This is a genomic window from Streptomyces sp. NBC_00094 (assembly GCF_026343125.1).
Lineage (GTDB): Bacteria > Actinomycetota > Actinomycetes > Streptomycetales > Streptomycetaceae > Streptomyces.
In genome coordinates this window covers 3724441-3745672 of record NZ_JAPEMB010000001.1, presented here as the reverse complement: position 1 = coordinate 3745672, position 21232 = coordinate 3724441, and the positions used below count along the sequence as shown (strand labels likewise).

Sequence of the window (21232 nt, the reverse complement as noted above, 5' to 3'; positions counted from 1 at the left end):
CCGCGCGCCACGCCCGGGCCGGTGGGGCAGTCCGGATCGGTTCGGCCGTCCGGATCGGTGCGGCCGACCGGATTGGTGCATCCGCGCTGAGGGCTCCGCAGGGTCCCCGTTTGTTCCGGTTCGCCTCCCTATGATCCGTCCCCATGGACCCCACTTCGCTCGCCGCGGCGGTGCTCACGAGCGGGAACCGGACGATCGTGGTCGTCGTCGCGGCCGTCGCCCTCGGTGCGCTGGTCGTCGCGCAGCTCCTCGTCCGCCAGGTGCTCGCGGCCGGCGAGGGCACCGAGAAGATGCGGGAGATCGCCGCCGCCGTGCAGGAGGGGGCCAACGCCTACCTCGCGCGCCAGCTGCGTACCCTCGCCGTCTTCGCCGTCGCCGTGTTCTTCCTGCTGTTCCTGCTGCCCGCCGACGACTGGTCGCAGCGCGCGGGCCGGTCCCTGTTCTTCCTGGTCGGGGCGCTCTTCTCGGCGGTCACCGGATACCTCGGCATGCGGCTCGCCGTACGGGCCAACGTGCGGGTCGCCGCTGCGGCCAGGGAGGCCACCCCGGCGCCGGGCGAGCCGGAGAAGGACCGCACCGAGGTCGCGCACCGGGCCATGCGGATCGCCTTCCGCACGGGCGGGGTCGTCGGCATGTTCACCGTCGGCCTCGGCCTGCTCGGCGCCGCCTGCGTCGTCCTCGTCTACGCCGCCGACGCGCCGAAGGTCCTGGAGGGATTCGGGCTCGGCGCCGCGCTCATCGCGATGTTCATGAGGGTGGGTGGCGGCATCTTCACCAAGGCCGCCGACGTCGGCGCCGACCTGGTGGGCAAGGTCGAGCAGGGCATCCCGGAGGACGACCCGCGCAACGCCGCCACCATCGCCGACAACGTGGGCGACAACGTCGGCGACTGCGCGGGCATGGCGGCCGACCTCTTCGAGTCGTACGCGGTGACGCTCGTCGCCGCGCTCATCCTCGGCATGGCCGCCTTCGGCGACCACGGCCTCGCGTTCCCCCTGATGGTGCCGGCGATCGGCGTGGTCACCGCGGTGATCGGCATCTTCGCGGTCACCCCGCGGCCCGCCGACCGCAGCGGGATGAGCGCGATCAACCGCGGCTTCTTCCTCTCGGCGACCATCTCGCTCGTCCTGGTCGCCGTCGCCGCCTTCGCGTACCTGCCGTCCTCGTACGCCGAGCTGGCGGGCGTCACCGAGCCCGGCATCCACGACCACGCCGGCGATCCGCGGGTCCTCGCCCTGGTCGCGGTCGCGATCGGCATCGTCCTCGCCGCGCTCATCCAGCAGCTCACCGGCTACTTCACCGAGCCCGGCCGGCGTCCGGTCCGGGACATCGGCAAGTCCTCGCTCACCGGACCCGCCACCGTCGTCCTCGCCGGGGTCGCCCTCGGCCTGGAGTCCGCCGTCTACACGGCCCTGCTGATCGGGCTCGCCGTGTACGGGGCGTTCCTGCTCGGCGGTGCCTCGATCATGCTGGCGCTGTTCGCGGTCGCCCTCGCCGGGACGGGCCTGCTCACCACGGTCGGCGTGATCGTCGCCATGGACACCTTCGGGCCGGTCGCCGACAACGCGCAGGGCATCGCGGAGATGTCCGGGGACGTCCGGGGCGCGGGCGCGCAGGTCCTCACCGACCTCGACGCCGTCGGCAACACGACGAAGGCCATCACCAAGGGCATCGCCATCGCCACCGCCGTCCTGGCGGCGGCGGCGCTCTTCGGCTCGTACCGGGACGCCATCGCGACCGCGGTCGCCGAGGCCGGTGAGATCGGCGGGGCGGCGGACGTGCTGACGCTCTCGATGGACATCTCGCAGCCCAACAACCTCTTCGGGCTGATCCTCGGTGCGTCGGTCGTCTTCCTGTTCTCCGGGCTCGCCATCAGCGCGGTGTCCCGGTCGGCCGGTTCGGTGGTGTACGAGGTGCGGCGGCAGTTCCGCGAGCACCCCGGGATCATGACGTACGCCGAGAAGCCGGAGTACGGGCGGGTCGTCGACATCTGCACCAAGGACGCGCTGCGCGAACTCGCCACGCCCGGGCTGCTCGCCGTGACGGCCCCGATCGCGGTCGGCTTCGCGCTCGGTGTCGGCCCGCTCGGTTCGTACCTGGCCGGGGCGATCGGCGCGGGCGCCCTGATGGCGGTCTTCCTCGCCAACTCCGGCGGCGCCTGGGACAACGCGAAGAAGCTGGTCGAGGACGGCAACCACGGCGGCAAGGGCAGTGAGGCGCACGCCGCGACCGTCATCGGCGACACGGTCGGCGACCCCTTCAAGGACACGGCGGGCCCGTCGATCAACCCGCTCCTGAAGGTGATGAACCTGGTCGCGCTGCTGATCGCCCCGGCGGTCGTGAAGTTCGGTTACGGGGACGACGCCAGCGCCTGGCTGCGGGCGGGGGTCGCGGGGCTCGCGGTCCTCGTCATCGTGGTCGCGGTCCTGGTCTCCAAGCGGCGTTCGGTGGCGGTCTCCTGACGTGTCGTCCGTCTCATTCCTCGGCGTCGAGGGCGCGTGAAGTAGTCTCTCCCTTGGTTCAAACGGCTGCAATAGGGGACGAATCCGTCGCACGAAAGGTGGAAGTAGCCCGTTCGGCGTGTATGTTCCGGGGCCGAGAGCCTTGGAAGGGACCGATCCGGTGAACAAGAAGCTTGCGGCCGCACTGTCCGGCGGTGCGGTACTGGTGCTCGTGCTGTCCGGTTGCAGCGATGACGAGGGCGACAAGGTGGGGGACTGGGCGAAGACGTTCTGCGACCAGGCGAAGCCTCAGATCCAGAAGCGGGCCAACGCCCACCAGATCATCATCTCGACGGCCGCCGACAGTAAGCCGGCCGAGATCCAGGCCGCCGACTCGAAGGCGTTCCAGGACATCGCCGACGCCGACCGCGCCCTCGCCAAGGCCGTGGAGGCCGCGGGGGCCCCGCCCGTCGAGAACGGCGAGAAGGTCCAGCAGGACGCGATCAAGGAGCTCAACGCCACCGCGGTGGCCTACGAGGGGCTCAAGAAGCAGGTCGACGCGCTGGACCCGGCGAACCAGCAGAAGTTCGCGGACGGCCTCCAGAACGTCGCCGACGGGCTGACGAAGATCGAGAAGATGGACCAGGCCGCGCTGTCCAAGCTGGAGGAGGGCGAGCTGGGCCAGGCCATGGCCAAGCAGCCCGGCTGCCAGAAGCCCACGGCCTCCGTCCCCCCGAAGGTCTCCGGCTCGGCCTCGCCCCAGGCGGGCTCGACCTCCTCGGACAAGGGCTCGGACTCCACCGAGCCGACCAGGAAGGCCTCCGCCAAGCCCACCAGGAAGTCCTCGGAGTAGCCGAAGCGGTCGGAGCGGGCCGCCGGTGACGCCTTTCCGCGTCCGGCGGTCCCTCGACTGTGCCCCGACACCTCCGGACGCCCCCCGGAAGCGGTGATCCGGCTGCTGTCGTCGGGTCGGCCGTCCCGATGCCGGTGGTGGCCGTCACAATGGGACCGTGAGTACGACCAGCCTGCCTCCCCGCCTCCCGGTGCCCGCGCACGCCGCCCGTCTGCGCGAGGCACTGCTCGCCGCCGACTACACCGCCGACGGACTGCTCGACCTGCTCGGCGCCCCCGCCTACGCGGCGCTCGCCCGCAGCGAGACCGTGCCCGCCCTGCGCGCCACCCGCGGTGACTCGCCGCTGGAGACCCTCGTCCGGCTCTTCCTGCTCCAGCGGGCCGTCGACCACGACCGGGCCGCCGCCGCGCTCCCGCTCGAAGAGGCCCTCGCCGACGGCTGGGTGGTCCGCGAGGACGACACCGTGCTCGCGACCGTCGACATCCGGCCCTACGGCGGCCCGGACGGCGCGGGCGGCGAGGACGGCGGGAACTGGTTCATCGTCTCCGACCTCGGCTGCGCCGTCGGCGGTGCCGGAGGCATCGGGAAGAAGGCCGAGGGAGTCGTCCTCGGCGTCGGCGGCGCCTCCACCACGCTCGCCGGCATCACCATCCGCACGCCGGTGTCCTCCGCGCTCGACCTCGGCACCGGCTCCGGCATCCAGGCGCTGCACGCCGCCCAGCACGCCACCCTGGTCACCGCCACCGATCTCAACCCGCGCGCCCTGGACTTCACCCGGCTCACGCTCTCGCTCTCCGGAGCCCGGGAGGCCGAGCTGCTCGAAGGCTCGCTGTTCGAGCCGGTCGACGGCGACACGTACGACCTGATCGTCTCCAACCCGCCGTTCGTCATCTCCCCCGGCGCCGCGCTCACCTACCGGGACGGCGGGATGGCCGGCGACGACCTGTGCCGCACGCTCGTGCAGGAGGCGGGCGAGCGGCTCAACGACGGCGGTTACGCCCAGTTCCTCGCCAACTGGCAGCACGTGGAGGGCGAGGAGTGGCAGGAGCGGCTGCGGTCCTGGGTACCGCGCGGCTGCGACGCCTGGATCGTGCAGCGCGAGGTCCAGGACATCACGCAGTACACGGAGCTCTGGCTGCGGGACAGCGGTGACCACCGCGGCGACCCGGACGAATACCGCCTGGCGTACGGGCGCTGGCTCGACGAGTTCGAGGCCCGCAAGACCAAGGCGATCGGCTTCGGCTGGATCACGATCCGGCGGAACGCGGCGGTGGCGTCCGGCGAAGCCGATCCGTCGATCCTGATCGAGGAGTGGCCGCACCCGGTCGAGCAGCCCCTCGGTGACACCATCCGCGCCCACTTCGAGCGCCAGGACTACCTGCGGAGCCGCGACGACGCCGCGCTCCTCGCCGACCGCTTCACGCTCGCGCCCGAGGTGACGCAGGAGCAGGTCGGGCTGCCGGGCGCCGAGGACCCGGAGCACGTCGTGCTCCGGCAGAACCGGGGCATGCGCCGTGCCACCAAGGTCGACCACGTCGGCGCCGGCTTCGCGGGCGTGTGCGACGGCACCCTCAGCGCGGGCCGGATCCTCGACGCGATCGGGCAGCTGATGGGGGAGGACCCGGTCATGCTGCGGGACCGTACCCCGCAGGCGATCCGGCTGCTCGTCGAGGAGGGCTTCCTGCTGCCCGTCGGCACCGAGGACGGCGTGGGCATCGGCGAGGAGAGCGGCGCTTGATACGGATCGAGCTGGACGAGGTCTCGCTCGGGGCGACCCGGATCGCGATCAGCCCGCTGCGGGACGCGTTCTGCTCGATGCACCTCGCGCTGCCGCACCGGCGCCCCTCCTGGCCGTACCAGGAGTGGGTCGGACAGGCGCGCGAGGTGTGGCGGGAGGACGACAGACTCCGCCCGCTGTGGGACCTGTTCGTCGAGGGGCGGGGCGAGGTCTCCGACTTCCTGCTGCCCCGGCCGTTCGGCACGGTCAACGTCCACGAGGAGCTGGCCGCGCTGCGGGCCACCGACCCGGAGTTCGTCCGCGAGCAGGTGGCCGTCTGCTATCCCGGCATGGCCGACGAGCCCTTCGTGCAGCCCTATCTGAAGGACCCGGAGGCGGCCTGCGCGGCGCTCGCCGACGCGTACGCGGCCTACTGGGAGGGCGCGATCGAGCCGTACTGGCCGACGATGCGCCGGCTCGTCGAGGACGAAGTGCTCGTCCGGGCCAGGACGTTCGCGACCGAGGGCGTCGACGCGCTGTTCGCGGGCCTGGAGACGCGGGGGCGGTGGCAGCCCCCCGTACTCGAGCTGACCAAGCACATCGACGCGGAGTACGCGCCCGGAGAGCGGCGTCTCGTGCTCGTGCCGCTGGTCTTCGCCGAGGGCTGCCGGCTGTACTCGACGGACGACCCCGAGGTGTTCGCGCTCAGCTTCCAGGCCCGGGGCGCCGGCGCCCTGCGCGAACCGCCCGAGCCCGTCGCCGAGGACCGGCTCGGCCTGATGCTCGGCCGGGGCCGGGCGGCGGTCCTGCGCGAGCTGGGCGGGCCGCTCACCACGGCCGGACTCGCCGACCGGCTCGGACTCGCGCCCAGCACCGTCTCCGAGCACCTGTCGGTGCTCGCGGAGTCCGGAGTGGTCACCCGCCACCGCGTCGGGCGCTCGGTGTACTACCAGCTCACGGACACCGGCCGTTCGCTGCTCGCGCTGCTCGCCGGGGAGGGCGTGCTGCACGCGGTCGCCTGAGCCGCCGTCGCCGCGGAGGCGGGGCGGGCCCCGGGGGCGACGATTCGGGGGCTCCCGAATCGATGGCTTCGCCCCTCCGCGGGCTTCTACCGTCCGGCGCATGCTCGCAATCGAGGCGGACGCGCTGCGCCGCACCTACACCAGCAGGACCGGGTGGCTGAAGCCCCGGCGGACCGAGACCGATGCCGTGCGCGGGGTCACCTTCGAGGTGGCGCCGGGGGAGCTGTTCGGACTGCTCGGCCCCAACGGCGCCGGGAAGACCACCACCATCAAGATGCTCAACACCCTGCTCCTGCCGACCTCCGGGACGGCCCGGGTGTTCGGCCACGACGTGGCGCGCGACCCCGTCGCCGTACGCCGCAGGATCGGGTACGTCTTCGGTGGCGACCGCGGCCTGTACGAGCGCCTCTCCGCGCTCGACAACCTCCGCTACTTCGCCGAGCTGTACGGCGTCGAGGCCCGCGACCAGAAGCGGCGCATCGCCGAACTCCTCGACCTGGTCGGCCTCGTGGGCCGGGAGAAGGAGCGCGTCGAGGGGTACTCGCGCGGTATGCGGCAGCGCCTCCACATCGCCCGCGGCCTGCTCCACCGCCCCGACGTCCTCTTCCTCGACGAGCCGTCCATCGGCGTCGACCCCGTCGCCGCGCGCGATCTGCGCCGTACGGTCGCCGACCTGGCCGCGGCCGGCACCACCGTCCTGCTCACCACGCACTACATGGCCGAGGCCGACGAACTCTGCGGCCGGATCGCCGTGATCGCGGGCGGCCGGATCCGCGCCCTCGGCACTCCCGAGAGCCTCAAGTCCCGTGTACGGGGCCGGGACGTGCTGGAGATCGAGGCGTACGGCGTCGACGAGGAGCGGCTCGGCCGGGTGCGGCGCCTCGCCGGGGTGCGGGGCGCGTCGGTCGAGGACCGGGGAACGCTGCAGGTCGTCACCGTGCAGACGGGCCGGGGCGCCGGTGAGCTGCACGGACCGGTGCTGGCCGCGCTGGACGGCGTACGGATCGGCCGGGTCACGAGCCGCGAACCGTCCCTGGAGGACGCCTACATCGCGATCGTGGAGGAGGCCTCGGGCGTCCCGGCCGGAGCCCCGCAGGACGTCACGGACGGATCCGTGGCCGGAGCCCCGGAGGACGTCGCCGAGGAGCTGTCCGTATGAGGCGCGTCCCGCGGCTGATCCTCGTCGGCGTGCGCACCCATGTCTCGTACATGTCGCGCTCCCCGATCGAGATCACCTTCGCCGTCCTCGTCCCGCTCGTCTACGCGACCCTCGCCGTCTACCTGTTCCGCGCCGCAGGCGACCCCGACCGGCTGCTCACCGCCTCCGTCGGCGCCGGACTGATGGGCATCTGGGGCTCGGTGCTCTTCGGCTCCGGCGGCGCCGTGCAGAACCAGCGCTGGCTCGGCACCCTGGAGACCCTGGTCGTGGCGCCGGCCCCGCTCGCGCTCGTCCTGCTCCCGATCACCCTCGCGACCGCCGTCATCGGCACGTACGCGATGGGCGCGACGGTCCTGTGGGGCGTGCTCCTCTTCGACGTCCCGCTCGACTTCGCGCACCCGCTGCTCTTCCTGGTCGCCGTGCCCGTGTGCGTCCTCGCCCTCGGCATGATGGGGCTCCTGCTCGCCGCCACCTTCGTCCTGCTGCGCAACGCCAACGCCCTGGCCAACCCGCTGGACACGCCCGTCTGGCTGCTGTCCGGGCTCCTCGTGCCCGTCACCGTGCTGCCCGCCTGGACGCACCCGCTGTCCTGGGCGCTGCCCACCACCTGGGGCGCGCGGGCCGTGCACGCGGCGACCTCCGGCGGGGACGTGCTCACGCCACTGCTCGCCGCCGTCGCGCTCGGGGCCGGATACGCCCTGGCCGCCGTCCTCGTCCTCGGCCGCGTGGAGCGCCGGGCGCGTGCCGCCGCCACCCTCGCCCTCACCTGAAAGGCCAGTCAGAGATGTTCCGTTTCCCCGGCACCGCCCGGCTCGTCGTCGTCGGCGGGGCGATCTCCTACCGCGCGCTGTTCAACTGGACGACCCCGCCGATGTTCATCGGAACGCTGCTGGTCGGGCCGCTCCTCCAGGTTTTCTTCTTCGTCTTCCTCGGGAGGGAACTGGGCGTCGCCGACGACCGTTTCCATCTTGTAGGAAACGCCGTCCTCGCAGCTTCCGCCTCCTGCGTGTACGGCGGGACGATGGCCGTCGCCAACGAGCGCCGGTACGGCACGCTGGGCGCCGTCCTGCTGTCGCCCCGGCACCGGGTCCCGCTCTGGATCGGACGAGCCCTCCCGTACGTCCTCAACGGGCTGTTCGTCAGCGCCTTCGTGCTCACCGCCGCCGCGCTCGTGCTCGGGCTGCCCGTGCCCGTCGGGGCGCTGCCCGGGCTCGGTCTGGTGCTGCTCGCCGCCGCCGGTGCCTGTTCGGCCTTCGGGCTCGCGCTGGGGGCGCTCGGACTCCGCTTCCGCGACGTGTTCCTGGTGTCGAACGTGGCGACGTCGGGGCTGCTCCTCCTGACGGGCGCCGCCGTGCCCCGGGAGTCGCTGCCGGAGTGGATGCGGGTCGCGGGCGAGCTGCTGCCGCTCACGCACGCGGCGGACGCGGCGCGGCGGCTGACCGCGGGCGAGGGCCTGGACGGAGCCCTGCTCGGGACCGAGTTCGCGGTCGGCGCGGGGTGGGGGCTGCTCGCCGTCGCCCTGCTGGCCCTCTTCGAGCGCGGCAGCCGACGCCGGGCCACGCTCGACGTGATGTGACGGGCGATGCGACGGGCGATGTGACGGGAGCCCTGACGCGAGGCTGCAGGGCGTGATGTGACGGGAGAGGGAGTGAGGAGTGGGTCACTACCGGCCATCTTCGTGAAACCGCCGCGGACGGTCCGCGTCGTTCACCCGGAATTCGCACCCACGATGCCCAGAGGTGCCAGCCTCGGCCTCGGGAGACGAACACCGCACGTGGACGGAACGGGGTACGGGCATGGAAAGCGGGCCGGCGATCTTCGCGGGGGCGGCGTTCACGCTGTTCGGGGGCGCGCTGCTGCTGTGGACGAGCGTGCGGGTACTGCACCGCGAGCCCGTGGCGTACGGGGTCGCGCCGCGTACCGCCGCCGCGCTCACGGGCCTCTTCGGCGCCGCTTTCCTCACCCTCGGTCTCTGGTGCTTCGGCCGGCTCTGAGAGGCCTCCGGTTCCGCTCCTGATCGTGTTCTGATCTCTCCGGTGCGTCCGCCCGCCCCGCCCGACCGGGAGTCCGGGCGGCAGGAATGCCAGGACTCGGGTTACCGTTCGAGTGGCCGTTGCGGGCTTTCGCCGTTTGACACGGGGGCGGGTTGTACCGTCACACTCCGCAGCGACGGGAGCGTCACCGTCCGTGCCGCTGCCGTGCGTGCCAGCGCCGTACGTGCCAGAGAGTGTCGATCCGGAGAGAAGAGCGAAGTTGTCCCCGACCAGCGAGACCGCACACGGCGGCCGCCGACTCGTCATCGTCGAGTCGCCTGCCAAGGCGAAGACGATCAAGGGCTACCTCGGCCCTGGCTACGTCGTCGAGGCGAGCGTCGGGCACATCCGCGACCTCCCCAGCGGTGCCGCCGAGGTGCCGGAGAAGTACACCGGCGAGGTGCGCCGCCTCGGTGTCGACGTCGAGCATGACTTCCAGCCCATCTATGTCGTCAACGCCGACAAGAAGGCCCAGGTCAGGAAGCTCAAGGAGCTGCTCGCCGAATCCGACGAGCTCTTCCTCGCCACCGATGAGGACCGCGAGGGCGAAGCCATCGCGTGGCACCTCCAGGAAGTCCTGAAGCCCAAGGTCCCGGTCCACCGGATGGTCTTCCACGAGATCACCAAGGACGCGATCCGCGAGGCCGTCGCCAACCCCCGCGAGCTGAACCAGCGGATGGTCGACGCCCAGGAGACCCGCCGTATCCTCGACCGGCTCTACGGCTACGAGGTCTCGCCGGTCCTGTGGAAGAAGGTCATGCCGAAGCTGTCGGCGGGCCGTGTGCAGTCCGTCGCCACCCGGCTCGTCGTCGAGCGGGAGCGCGAGCGCATCGCCTTCCGCTCCGCCGAGTACTGGGACCTCACCGGCACCTTCGGAACCGGCCGCTCCGGCGACGCCTCCGACCCGTCCACGCTGGTCGCACGCCTCGCGGCGGTCGACGGCAAGCGTGTCGCGCAGGGCCGTGACTTCGGCGCCGACGGCCGGCTGAAGTCCGACGCCGTGCTCCACCTGGACGAGGAGAAGGCACGGGCGCTCGCCGCCGCGCTCGCCGACACCGCGTTCGCCGTGCGGTCGGTCGAGTCGAAGCCGTACCGCCGTTCGCCGTACGCCCCCTTCCGCACCACGACCCTCCAGCAGGAGGCGAGCCGCAAGCTGGGCTTCGGTGCGAAGGCGACCATGCAGGTGGCGCAGAAGCTGTACGAGAACGGCTTCATCACCTACATGCGTACGGACTCCACGACCCTGTCCGACACCGCCGTCGTGGCGGCCCGGGCGCAGGTCACGCAGTTGTACGGCGCCGACTACCTGCCGGAGAAGCCGCGCGTCTACGCGGGCAAGGTCAAGAACGCGCAGGAGGCGCACGAGGCGATTCGCCCTTCGGGTGATCGTTTCCGCACCCCGGCGGAGACCGGCCTGAGCGGCGACCAGTTCCGGCTCTACGAGCTGATCTGGAAGCGGACCGTCGCCTCCCAGATGAAGGACGCCACCGGCAACTCGGTCACCGTGAAGATCGGTGGCCGCGCGGCCGACGGCCGCGACGCCGAGTTCAGCGCGTCCGGCAAGACGATCACCTTCCACGGCTTCATGAAGGCCTACGTCGAAGGCGCCGACGACCCGAACGCGGAGCTCGACGACCGCGAGCGGCGCCTGCCGCAGGTCGCCCAGGGCGACGCGCTCACCGTGGGGGTCCCCCCGGCGCAGCCAGGGGGAGAGATCACGGTGGACGGCCACGCGACCAAGCCGCCGGCCCGCTACACCGAGGCCTCGCTGGTCAAGGAGCTCGAAGAGCGCGAGATCGGCCGCCCGTCGACGTACGCGTCGATCATCGGCACGATCCTCGACCGCGGCTACGTCTTCAAGAAGGGCACGGCCCTCGTGCCGTCCTTCCTGAGCTTCGCCGTCGTCAACCTCCTGGAGACGCACTTCGGGCGCCTCGTCGACTACGACTTCACCGCCCGGATGGAGGACGACCTCGACCGCATCGCGCGGGGCGAGGCCAAGTCCGTGCCGTGGCTGAAGCGCTTCTACTTCGGTGAGGGCGACGGCACGGGCCAGGGCGGCGCGGCGGACGCCGGGAACGGCGACGGCGACCACCTCGGCGGCCTCAAGGAGCTCGTCACCGACCTCGGTGCGATCGACGCGCGGGAGATCTCCTCCTTCCCCGTCGGCAACGGCATCGTGCTGCGCGTCGGCCGCTACGGCCCGTACGTCGAGCGCGGCGAGAAGGACGCGGAGGGCCACCAGCGGGCCGACGTCCCCGAGGACCTCGCGCCCGACGAGCTGACCGTCGAGCACGCCGAGGAGCTGCTCGCCAAGCCGAGCGGCGACTTCGAGCTGGGCGCCGACCCGGTCAGCGGCAACCAGATCGTCGCGAAGGACGGCCGCTACGGCCCGTACGTCACGGAGATCCTGCCCGAGGGCACCCCGAAGACCGGCAAGAACGCGGTGAAGCCGCGGACGGCCTCCCTCTTCAAGTCGATGGCGCTCGACACCGTCACTCTGGAGGACGCGCTCCGGCTGATGTCCCTGCCGCGAGTCGTCGGCGCGGACGCCGAGGGCGTCGAGATCACCGCGCAGAACGGCCGCTACGGCCCGTACCTGAAGAAGGGCACGGACTCGCGGTCGCTCACCGACGAGGAGCAGCTCTTCTCGATCACGCTCGAAGAGGCGCTCGCGATCTACGCGCAGCCGAAGCAGCGCGGCCGGGCTGCGGCCAAGCCGCCGCTGAAGGAGCTGGGCACCGACCCGGTCAGCGAGAAGCCGGTCGTCGTCAAGGACGGGCGCTTCGGCCCGTACGTGACGGACGGCGAGACCAACGCCACCCTGCGCACCGACGACAGCGTGGAGACGATCACGCCGGAGCGCGGTTACGAGCTCCTCGCGGAGAAGCGGGCCAAGGGACCGGCGAAGAAGACCGCCAAGAAGGCGCCGGCGAAGAAGACCACGACGGCGAAGAAGACGGCCACGAAGACGGCGGCGAAGAAGACCACCGCCGCCAAGACCACGGCCGCCAAGACGACGGCCGCGAAGAAGACCGCCGCGAAGAAGACCACGGCGGCGAAGAAGACGACCGCGGCCGCGAAGACCGCGTCGGCGCAGCCGGAGTAGTCGCCGCCGCCTCAGGGCGCGGAAAAGCGAGCGGGAGGGGCGGGGGCCGAGGGCCTCCGCCCCTCCCGTGTCCGCCTCCCGTCCGGGCCGTGTCGGCCTCGCGTCCGGCCCGCGTCCGTCCTGTCACAGGCTCGTCCGGATGTTCGGTCGGAGGCCGCGGGGAGCAAGGCCGTCCGGATAGGGTGGACGGATGACGCGAGCAGAGCAGCCAGACCGCCTCGGCGATTCCGACGCCGCACTCGTCGCGGATTCCCAGGAGCGTGCCGTACGGGCCCTCCTGCACCATCAGCCGCTGCGCAGGCTGTGGAGCGCCCACGTGGCCGGGAGCGTCGCCGACGCCCTCGCCCTCCTCGCCCTCGTCCTCCTGGGCCTCCAGGCGGCCGTGTCCGAGGGTGCGCTCGGGGGCGGTTACCGGGGCGCCGCGTTCGCCGTGGCCGCCGTCGTCGGTACGCGCCTGCTGGCCTCGGTCCTCTTCGGGGCCGTCCTCCTCGGGCCGCTCACCGCGCTCACCGGGCCCGACGGCCCGCTCGACCGCCGCTGGACGATGATCGGCGCCGACGGACTGCGCATCGCCCTGCTCGTCATCGCCCCCCTGTGGATCGACTGGATCCCCGACAGCGCGCTCTGGTACCTGCTCGGCACCGTCTTCGTCACCGGCGCCGCCGAGCGGCTCTGGACGATCTGCCGCGAGGGCGCCGCGCCCGCGCTGCTGCCCGCCCCGCCGCTGGAGGGCGCCGCCGTACGGCCGCTGCCCGACCACCTCGGAGCGCTGCGCCGGCTCTCCCGGCGCACCGCCTTCCTCGCGGTGCCCGCCGCGGCCGCCGTCCTGCTCGTCGCCACGCTCGCCGGAAAGCTCCTCGGCATCGGACTCGACTGGTTCTCGCTGCACCAGGCCGCCCTCGGCTCGTACGTCGCGGCCGGACTGTTCGCGGCCTCCGTCACCGGCCTGTACGCGATGGCCCTGCCCGGCGGTCGGACGCCGAGGCCCCGCTCGCCCCTGGAGGGCCTGCGCCGTCCCACGACCGGGAAGGGCGCCGACGAGGGCGCCGACGAGGGGAAGAGCCGTACCGCCGACAAGGGCCGCACCGGCGCCCTGCCGCTGCTCGTCCTGACCTGCGCCACCGTCGCCGGGGCGATCGCCGCGGCCGCGTCCCTCGCCGTCCTCCACGCGTACGACCTGGGCGGCGGCCCCGTCACGTACGCGCTCCTGGTCCTCGCGCTCAGCGGCGCGACCGCCGTCGGCATCCGCACCGCGCGCTTCGTCCTGCCCGTCCTGTCCCGGCGCCGGCTGCTCGCCCTCGCGACCGCCGTCACCGGCATCGCGCTGATCGCCGTGGGCCTGGTGCCGGACACGGCGACCGTGCTGTTCCTCGCCGTCCTCGCCGGGTACGCGGCCGGTGTCGCCGCGAACACCGGTCACACTCTGGTCGACCAGGAGGCCGAGGAGCCGCGCCGGGCCCGGACCACCGAGTACCTCCAGGCCAACGCCCTGGTCGCGATGGCCGTCGGAGCGCTCGCCGCCCCGCTGCTCGCCGCCGCCATCGGGCCGCACCGGTTCGGCTCCGGGAGCTCCGTCCTCGACCACGGCGGCGCGGCCTTCACGCTCGCCCTGGTCGGCGCCCTGCTGCTGCCCGTCGCCGCGCTCGTCCTCGCCAAGACCGACGACCGCGCCGGCGTCCCGCTCCGCCGCGACCTGCGCGACGCGCTGCGCGGCTCCGACCCGGCCCAGGCGCCGTCCCCGACCGGCTTCTTCATCGCCCTGGAGGGCGGCGACGGCGCCGGGAAGTCGACTCAGGTCCAGGCGCTCGCCGAGTGGATCCGCGCCAAGGGCCACGAGGTCGTCGTCACCCGCGAGCCCGGCGCCACCCCGATCGGCAAGCGGCTCCGCTCGATCCTCCTCGACGTGTCGTCGGCGGGGCTCTCGAACCGGGCCGAGGCCCTGCTGTACGCGGCCGACCGCGCCGAGCACGTCGACTCCCTGGTCCGGCCGGCCCTGGAGCGGGGCGCGATCGTCCTCTCCGACCGGTACATCGACTCGTCCGTGGCCTACCAGGGCGCGGGCCGTGACCTGTCCCCGACCGAGATCGCCCGCATCTCGCGCTGGGCGACGGACGGGCTCGTCCCGCACCTGACCGTCGTCCTCGATGTCTCCCCGGAGACGGCCAGGGAGCGCTTCACCGAGGCGCCCGACCGTCTGGAGTCCGAGCCGCCGGAGTTCCACGCGCGCGTGCGGGCCGGTTTCCTCGCCCTCGCGGCCGCCGACCCGAGCCGCTACCTCGTCGTCGACGCCGGTCAGGAGCCGGCGGACGTCACCACCGTCGTACGCCACCGGCTCGACCGGATGCTGCCGCTCTCCGAGGCCGAGGTGAAGGCCGCGGAGGAGGCCCGCCGGAAGGCCGAGGAAGAGGTCCGGCGCCAGGCGGAGGAAGAGGCCGCCCGCAAGGCCGAGGAGGAGCGGCTGGAGCGCGAGCGGCAGGAGCAGCTCGCCAAGCTCCGCGCCGAGGAGGAGGAGCGCAAGCGGCGCGAGGAGGAAGAGGCGCGCCGCCTTGAGGCCGAACGGCAGGCGGAGGAGGCCCGGCGCGTGGCCGAGGAGGCCCGGATCGCCGCCGAGCTCGCCGCCGAGGAGGAGCGGAAGCGGCTCGCGGCGGAGGAGAAGGCCCGCCGGGAGGAGCAGGAGCGGCTCCGTCTGGAGGCCGAGGAGGAGGCCCGGCTCCGGGCCGAGGCGGAGGAACTCCGCCTGGAGAAGCAGCGCAGGGCCGAAGAGGCCCTGCTCCGGGCCGAGGAGGCCCGCCGGATGGCCGAGGCCGCTGCCGTCGCGAAGGCGGCGGAGGAAGCCGCGGTGAAGGCCGCGGCGGAGAAGGTCGCCGCCGAGGCGGCCGCGAAGGCGGCTTCCGAGAAGGCGGTGGCCGAGCGCGCCGCCGCGGAGAAGGCCGCGGCCGAGAGGGCTGCCGCCGCCGAGAAGGCCGCCGCGGAGAGGGCCGCCGCCGAGAAGAAGGCCGCTGCCGAGCGGGCCGCCCGGGCCGCGCGGACCGCCGAGGTGTCGGCGAACGAGGTCACCGTGCCGACGCCGGTCGTGAAGCCGGATGCCGGGCCGAAGGCGCCGACCGTCTCGCCCGACGAGGTCACCGTGGCCACACCGATCGTGAAGCCGGAGGCCGAGACGGCCGTCCTGCCGCAGATCCGTGACCCGCGGGCCGTCGACGAGACCGCCGTCCTGCCTCCCGTACGGGACCCCAGGGCGTCCGACCCCGTCGACCGGGTGCCCCAGAGCATCTTCCGCGAGGAGCAGCCGCAGGCGCGGTCCCCGCAGCAGTCGCAGGCGGAGGCGCACGGCGCGAACGACCGGACCCGTGAACTGCCCCAGCTCGACGAGCAGGGCCGGCCGCGCCGCCGCTCGGACTGGGCCGAGGAGACCCCGCTCGACGACCTGCCGACCCTGGCGGACGAGCTGTTCGGCCGGCACGACGACGAGGACGACGGCCGCCGTCGCCGCTGACGTCTTCCCTCCGGTGGCCTCCGATGGCTTCCGCCGGCTTCCTGGTTGAGGGTGTAGCTGGCTCCACCCTCAACCAGGAAGCCAGCTCCATACCCCTGTGACCTGCGCTTTCGTAGCGTTGTCGGCATGATGACGACAGCAGTGACGGAGAGCGGCGCCGCACTCGCCCTGAACGGGGTGAGCCGGACCTACGAAGGGTCGCGCGGGTCCCGTGGGGCCCGGGGATCTCGTGGCGGAGTGCCCGCGCTCGACGGGGTGGACCTCGTCGTGCCGCGCGGTCGTCTCGTGGCGGTGATGGGCCGGTCGGGTTCCGGCAAGTCCACGCTGCTGCGGTGCGCGGCCGGGCTCGAACGGCCGACCGCCGGCACGGTACGGATCGGGGGCACCGACCTCGCCACGCTGAAGGCGGCCGGGCTCACCCGGCTGCGGCGGGACCGTATCGGCTTCGTCTTCCAGTCGCTGAACCTCGTCTCCGCCCTGAACGTGCGGGAGAACGTCACCCTGCCGCTGCTGCTCGCCGGTGCCCATCCCGGCCGGGACCTGGACGCCCGCGCGCTGGACGGTCTCGCGGCCGTCGGACTGGCCGACCGGGCCGAGGACGCGCCGGAGAAGCTCTCCGGTGGCCAGCGCCAGCGGGTGGCGATCGCCCGGGCCCTCGTCAACGAACCCGAGGTCGTCTTCGCCGACGAGCCGACCGCCGCGCTCGACCCGGCCACCGCGGCCGGGGTCCTCGCCCTGCTGCGGCGCGCGGTGGACGAGCGCGGCCGGACCGTCGTCCTCGTCACCCACGACCCGGTGGCGGCGGCCTGGACGGACGAGGCCGTGTTCCTGGACCGGGGCCGGCTGGTCGGCCGCCTCGACCGGCCGGACGAGGCCGGTGTACGGGAGGCGCTGGGCGGGCCGACGGCGGACGCCGGGCGTCGCGCGGCGGTGGCCCGGTGAACGCGGCGGTGAGGCTTCTCTCCGTACGGTCGCTGCGGACGCACCGGAAGGCGTGGACGGCCGTGTTCGCGGCCGTCGCCGTGATCTCCGCGCTGCTCGGAGCCCTGGCCCTCGCCATCGGCTCGGTCGGGATCGGGCACGCGCGCGTGGAGCGGTACGCGGCGGCGCCCGTCGTCGTCGCAGGCGACCAGGAGATCAGCTGGACGACCGATCCGTGGGGGAGCGAGCCGACGACCGTCTCGGCGGGCCTGACCGAGCGGGTACGGATCCCGAGCGGGGCCGTCGACGTCCTGCGCGAGGTCCAGGGCGTCCGCGCCGCCGTCGCGGACGACACCTTCGTCGTACGGGAGCCGGGAACGGGCGCTGGGGCGAGCTCGGGCACGGCGGGCACGGCGGGCACGGCGGGCACGGCGGGCACGGCGAGCACGGCGAGCTCGGGCACGGCGACTTCGGGCACGGGCTCCGGCGCCGAGGCGTACGCCGGGCGGCCCTGGGAGGCGGCCGCCCTCGCCCCGTACGAGCTGCTCGACGGGCGGGAGCCCCGGCAGGCCGGCGAGGTGGTCGCAGGGGCCGGTATCGGCGCCGCGGCCCGGGTCGGGGAGACCCTGGCCGGGCGGAAGGTCGTCGGCGTCGCCGAGGGCCCGGCCGCGCTGTACGTCACGGCGCAGGAGGCACGGCAGCTCGCCGGACGCCCGGGCACGGTCGCCGCCGTCGGGGTCATCGCCGAACCCGGGGTCCCCGTGGACACCCTGCACGCGCGCGTGCGGGCGGCGTTGGACGGCGCGGGACTCAAGGACGTCGCCGCCGGGCAGCCCCTCCGGGCGCTCACCGGCGACGGGAGGGGCGGCGCCGAACACCTCGCCGCGCCGCCCGCGCGCACCGAGCTCCTCCGCATCCTCGCGGCCGTCTCCGGCACGGTCCTCCTCATCGCGGGCCTCGTCCTGTCCTCGCTCGTCGCGCAGGCCCTGCACCAGCGCGGCGACGAGCGGGAGCTGCTGCTCGCCGTCGGCGCGACACCCCGTCAGGTACGGGCTGCCGCCGGGCGGGAGGTGACCCGGGTGGCGGGCGCGGCGGCGCTGATCGGCGCACTGGCGGCCGTACCGGTGTTCCTGGCGGCGTGGTCGATGCTGCGGGCCCGCCCCGGAGTCGTACCGGAGGGGCTCGTCCTGCCCACCCCGCCCTGGCTGTTCGCCGCCTCGCTCGTCGTCGCGGCCGTCGTGGTCGGCCTGGCCCGGCTCGTCGTCCTCTTCTCGACCCGCCGGGCGGGCGGCCCGGGCCGGGGCGTCGCGCGCCGCGTCAGCGGGCTCGTCCTGATCGCCCTGGGCGCCGCCGCGTCCGCCGCGGCCACGACACAGGGCGGCGAGGCGGCCGGCGCCGCGGCCGGAGCCGCCACGGTGACGCTCGTCTCCGGGTGCGCGCTGCTCGGGCCGTGGATCGCGCGGGGCGCGATGCGGATCCTGGACGCGCCGTTCCGCCGGCTCGGCGGGGCGCCCGGGCGGCTCACGGCGGCCGGCGCGGCCGCGCACTCGCGGCGGCTCGGGGCGGCGCTCACCCCGGTCGTCCTCGTCACCGCCTTCGCGCTGGTGCAGCTCGCGGCGGGCGCGACCATGGGCCGGGCGGCCGAGGAGCAGGCGAGGGACGCGACCATCGCGGACCTCGCAATCCACGGCACGACGGCGGAACAGGTGCGGAGGCTGCCGGGCGTGACCGCGGCGACGGACGTGCTGCGGTCGACGGTCGTCCTGGCCCGTACGGAGGCCGGTTCGCCGCGCCTCGACCGGCTCCCGGTCCTCGGTGTGGACGCCGGCGGTCTGCGGGGCACGCTCGACCCGGGAGTGGTCGCGGGCGACCTGGCCGGACTCGCCGGGCGCGGGACGGTCGCGGTCGGCGCGGACATGGCCGATTCGCTGGAGGTGCGGCCCGGTTCGACGGTGGTCCTGCGTCTGGGCGACGGGACGGAGCAGCGGCTGCGGGTGGTGGCGGTGTACGCCCGCTCGCTCGCCCTCGGCGAGTTCCTGCTGCCGAAGGGCGAACTGGCCCCGCACATGACCGACCCGTACCCCGCGCGCGTGCTGGTGGCGACGGAGGCCGGCGCCACCGGTTCCGAGGTCGTACCGGAGCAGGTGACGACGGCCGGGGCCGAGCTGAACGGGCTCGTCTCGGCGACGGTCGTCGCCGCGATCGGCGCGCTCACCGTCCTCTCCGTCCTGAGCACCCTCGCGCTGATCGGCGCCGGGCGGCGTGGCGAGCTGGCGCTGCTGCGCCAGGTGGGCGCCTCGGCGGGTCAGGTACGCCGGACGCTCGGCCTGGAGGCCGGGTTCCTGACGGCCACCGGGCTGCTCCTGGGGGCCGTGGTGGCCGCGCTGCCGCTGACCGCCTTCGCCTGGGCGCTGACGGGCGGCCTGCCGTACCTGCCGCCCGCGCAGGCCGGGCTGCTCGCGGGGACGGTGGTGGTCACGGTGGTGGCCGGCGTGTTCCTGCCGGTCGCGGGACGCCGGCTCAGGAGCTGAGGGGGCGCCGGGCGATGCCGGGCGGACGCTGAACGAGGCCGGGCGACGCGCGGGCCAGGCCGGGCGACGCCGGGCGGCGCGGGTTCCTCGGGTGGCTCAGGCGGCCTTGAGATACGCGAGCACGGCGAGGACCCGGCGGTGGCCGCCGCTGTCGCCGGCCGGCAGGCCGAGCTTCGCGAAGACGTTGCCGACGTGTTTGTGCACGGCCCGCTCGGTCACCACCATCGAGCGGGCGATCGTGCCGTTGTCGTGCCCCTGGGCCATCAGCCCGAGGACCTCGCGTTCGCGCGGGGTGAGGGAGTCCAGCGGGTCGTCGCGGCGGCGGGCGAGCAGCTCGGTGACGACCTCCGGGTCCAGGGCCGTACCGCCGGACGCGACCCGTTCCAGGGCGTCCAGGAACTCGTCGACCCGTCCGACCCGGTCCTTCAGCAGGTAGCCGACGCCCTGGGCGCCGCCGCCGAGGAGCTCGGCCGCGTACGTCTCCTCCACGTACTGGGAGAGGACGAGGACCGGTAGTCCCGGCAGCTGCTCGCGCGCCGCGAGTGCCGCCCTCAGCCCCTCGTCGCGGAAGCCGGGCGGCAGCCGTACGTCGAGGACGGCCACGTCCGGACGGTGCTCCAGGAGCAGCGGCAGGATCTCGGGTCCGGTGGCCGCGACCCCGGCGACCTCGTGGCCGGAGGAGGACAGCAGCAGGACCAGGCCCTCTCTCAGGAGGGCGTTGTCCTCGGCGATCACCACACGCACGGAAGCTCCACTTCGATCACGGTCGGGCCCCCCACGGGGCTGGTCAGTCGTACGGTGCCGTCGAGCGCGGCGACCCTGCGGCGCATCCCCGTCAGACCGGAGCCGCCCCGCTCGCCCGCCTCCGCCCCGCCGCGGCCCTCGTCCCGGACGAGGACGCGCAGACCGGCGGGGTCGCGGGCGAGGGCGACGGAGGCGTGGGCGGCGCCGCTGTGCTTGGCCGCGTTGGTGAGTGCCTCGGCGACGACGAAGTACGCGGCGGCCTCCAGGGCGGCGGGGGCGCGGACGCCGCCGGTGCGGGAGGCGCGGGTCTCCGCGCCGTCCTCCAGACCGTCCACGGACACCTCCACCTCCAGGCCGCTGCTCGCGGCGAGGGCGTGGACCGCCCCGGTCAGGCCGCGGTCGGTGAGGATCGGGGGGTGGATGCCGCGGACGACGTGCCGCAGCTCGGCCAGCGCCTCCTCGGCCTGCTCCTGGGCGTCGTCGAGGAGCCTCCGCGCGGTCGCGGGATCGGAGTCGTACGCCCGTCTGGCCAGCCCGATCCGCATGGACAGCGCGACCAGCCGGGCCTGCGCGCCGTCGTGCAGGTCGCGTTCGATCCGGCGGAGCTCGGCGCCGTGCGCGGCGACCGCGCCCGCCCGGGTGGCGGTCAGCTGCTCGACACGGGCGGCGAGCGCCGCGTCCCGGGCGGCGGACGGGGCCGGGGTGAGCAGGGTGCGCGACCAGTCCGTCTCCAGGTCGGCGAGCCGGACGATCAGCGGAAGCACCAGCGGCCGGCGGCCCACGAGCCCCGCCCACACCCCGTCGACCGGCAGCGCGCACACCCACACCACGAGCGAGGCGCACCACAGGGCGATGCCGTAGAGGGCGTGGGAGGCGGCCCAGATCAGGTCCCGGTGTGTACCGGGGTCGGTGACGGCCGTCCGCACGCGCGCGGGGAGAGGGCCTTCGATCGGAAGGTACGCCTCCGGGACGGGCGTACCGGACCGGGAGGCGGTACGGCGCCGTTCGTGGCCCGCGAGCACGCGCAGCAGCAGCACGCTCTCGGGGAGGACCCCCGCGCCGATGACGGTGAGGGTGAGGAAGGCGGTGAAGAGCGCGACGGCGGCCATCAGCTGACAGAGGACCGCGAGCGCGGCCCCCCTCGCGAGGTGGATCCAGGCCCGGGCCGCTTCCTTGATCGCCTCGCGCATCCCGCCAGCGTAGGCG

14 protein-coding genes are annotated in these 21232 nt (G+C 74.1%); 12 read left to right on the top strand and 2 right to left on the bottom strand.

Features of this window, described 5'->3' with window-relative positions:
* The first annotated feature begins 143 nt into the window (after positions 1 to 143).
* From OG580_RS16285 to OG580_RS16230, 12 genes are all read left to right on the top strand, one after another.
* Positions 144 to 2462 carry a sodium-translocating pyrophosphatase gene (locus tag OG580_RS16285; protein WP_267044402.1) on the top strand — a complete coding sequence of 773 codons (2319 nt, stop codon included), beginning with the start codon at positions 144 to 146 and terminating at the stop codon, positions 2460 to 2462.
* Positions 2463 to 2622: 160 nt separating this feature from the next.
* Positions 2623 to 3294, top strand: coding sequence for a small secreted protein (locus OG580_RS16280; RefSeq protein ID WP_267044401.1), 672 nt, complete (start codon positions 2623 to 2625; stop codon positions 3292 to 3294).
* Between the two features lie 157 nt (positions 3295 to 3451).
* Complete coding sequence (locus OG580_RS16275) at positions 3452 to 5032, top strand: methyltransferase (protein ID WP_267044400.1); 1581 nt, start codon at positions 3452 to 3454, stop codon at positions 5030 to 5032.
* Complete coding sequence (locus OG580_RS16270; RefSeq protein WP_267044399.1) at positions 5029 to 6033, top strand: helix-turn-helix transcriptional regulator; 1005 nt, start codon at positions 5029 to 5031, stop codon at positions 6031 to 6033. Before OG580_RS16275 ends, OG580_RS16270 begins: the two co-directional genes overlap by 4 nt.
* A 100-nt stretch (positions 6034 to 6133) precedes the next feature.
* Entirely contained in the window at positions 6134 to 7192 is a 1059-nt protein-coding gene (locus OG580_RS16265) for an ABC transporter ATP-binding protein (protein ID WP_267044398.1), read from the top strand.
* Positions 7189 to 7962: an ABC transporter permease gene (locus OG580_RS16260; RefSeq protein ID WP_267044397.1), complete on the top strand. Its 774-nt coding sequence runs from the start codon at positions 7189 to 7191 to the stop codon at positions 7960 to 7962. Before OG580_RS16265 ends, OG580_RS16260 begins: the two co-directional genes overlap by 4 nt.
* A 14-nt stretch (positions 7963 to 7976) precedes the next feature.
* Positions 7977 to 8768 (top strand): ABC transporter permease, encoded by a 792-nt coding sequence (locus OG580_RS16255; RefSeq protein ID WP_267044396.1) that lies wholly within the window; start codon positions 7977 to 7979, stop codon positions 8766 to 8768.
* Between the two features lie 220 nt (positions 8769 to 8988).
* Positions 8989 to 9186 (top strand): hypothetical protein, encoded by a 198-nt coding sequence (locus tag OG580_RS16250; protein WP_267044395.1) that lies wholly within the window; start codon positions 8989 to 8991, stop codon positions 9184 to 9186.
* Between the two features lie 259 nt (positions 9187 to 9445).
* A complete protein-coding gene (topA, locus tag OG580_RS16245) occupies positions 9446 to 12334 on the top strand; it encodes a type I DNA topoisomerase (protein WP_267044394.1) in 2889 nt (962 codons plus the stop codon).
* A gap of 190 nt (positions 12335 to 12524) precedes the next feature.
* The gene (tmk, locus tag OG580_RS16240; protein ID WP_267044393.1) at positions 12525 to 15830 is read left to right on the top strand and encodes a dTMP kinase; all 3306 of its coding nucleotides are present in this window, start codon (positions 12525 to 12527) and stop codon (positions 15828 to 15830) included.
* Positions 15831 to 15956: 126 nt separating this feature from the next.
* Positions 15957 to 16772 carry an ABC transporter ATP-binding protein gene (locus tag OG580_RS16235; RefSeq protein ID WP_267044392.1) on the top strand — a complete coding sequence of 272 codons (816 nt, stop codon included), beginning with the start codon at positions 15957 to 15959 and terminating at the stop codon, positions 16770 to 16772.
* Positions 16769 to 19282 carry an FtsX-like permease family protein gene (locus OG580_RS16230; RefSeq protein WP_267044391.1) on the top strand — a complete coding sequence of 838 codons (2514 nt, stop codon included), beginning with the start codon at positions 16769 to 16771 and terminating at the stop codon, positions 19280 to 19282. Before OG580_RS16235 ends, OG580_RS16230 begins: the two co-directional genes overlap by 4 nt.
* 96 nt (positions 19283 to 19378) lie before the next feature.
* On the opposite strand, the gene OG580_RS16225 is transcribed toward OG580_RS16230, so the two are convergent.
* Together OG580_RS16225 and OG580_RS16220 are read right to left on the bottom strand one after the other, a co-directional pair.
* Positions 19379 to 20026, bottom strand: coding sequence for a response regulator transcription factor (locus OG580_RS16225; protein ID WP_267044390.1), 648 nt, complete (start codon positions 20024 to 20026; stop codon positions 19379 to 19381).
* Positions 20014 to 21216, bottom strand: coding sequence for a histidine kinase (locus tag OG580_RS16220; RefSeq protein ID WP_267044389.1), 1203 nt, complete (start codon positions 21214 to 21216; stop codon positions 20014 to 20016). The genes OG580_RS16225 and OG580_RS16220 overlap by 13 nt, the downstream gene beginning before the upstream one ends.
* Between the last annotated feature and the right edge of the window lie 16 nt (positions 21217 to 21232).